Consider the following 890-nt stretch of genomic DNA (forward strand, 5'->3'; position numbering starts at 1 on the left):
CACCCGCTCGACGCCGCGCCCGCCCGCGCGTACGTCCTCAACGTCTTCGTCGAGCCGGGTGACCGCGGACGCGGCCTCGCCCGCACCCTCATGGACCACCTCCTCGCCGAGGCCCGCGCGCGGGACGTGCGCGTCGTCGCGCTGCACGCCTCCGGCCTCGGCCGCCCCCTCTACGAACGGATGGGCTTCACGCCCACCAACGAGATGCGTCTCGTCCTGGAGCCCGCATGACCACCACCGACCAGAAGAAACTGTGGGGCGGACGCTTCGAGGAAGCGACCGACCGCCTCGTCGAGCGCTTCAACGCCAGCGTCTCCTTCGACCAGCGGCTCGCCGAGCAGGACGTTCGCGGCAGCCTCGCGCACGTCGCGATGCTCGGGCGCGCGGGCATCCTCGCTCCCGAGGAGGTCGCCGCCATCGAGGAGGGCCTGCGCGGCGTCCTGGAGGACGTCCGCGCGGGCACCTTCGAGTGGCGGCAGGACCGCGAGGACGTCCACATGAACGTCGAGGCGACCCTGCGCGACCGCATCGGCCCCGTCGCGGGCAAGCTGCACACCGCGCGCTCCCGCAACGATCAGGTCGCCACCGACTTCCGCCTCTTCGTGAAGGAGGCCGCCCTCGATCTCGCCGGACTCACCCGCGCCCTGCGCGGCGTGATGGTGGGGGAGGCCGCGCGGCACCTCGACCCGCTCGTCGTGATGCCCGGCTACACGCACCTGCAGGTCGCGCAGCCCATCGTGCTCTCCCACTGGTTCCTCGCGTACGGGGAGATGCTCGAACGTGACGAGGGCCGCCTGCGCGACGCCGCGCGCCGCATGGACGAGAGTCCCCTCGGCGCGGGCGCCCTCGCGGGCACGCCGTGGCCCATCGACCGCTTCGACACGGCGGGC

General features: G+C 73.4%; 2 protein-coding genes. Both read left to right on the top strand.

What is annotated here, in order from left to right:
* Window positions 1-231: GNAT family N-acetyltransferase (locus DEIPI_RS32620; protein WP_045234703.1), on the top strand; the 231-nt coding region annotated here is incomplete at its 5' end.
* Window positions 228-890 (top strand): lyase family protein (locus DEIPI_RS32625; protein WP_045234722.1); only part of this gene is annotated, 663 nt, incomplete at its 3' end. The genes DEIPI_RS32620 and DEIPI_RS32625, both read left to right, overlap by 4 nt.

Source organism: Deinococcus pimensis DSM 21231, from assembly GCF_000519345.1.
Lineage (GTDB): Bacteria > Deinococcota > Deinococci > Deinococcales > Deinococcaceae > Deinococcus_A > Deinococcus_A pimensis.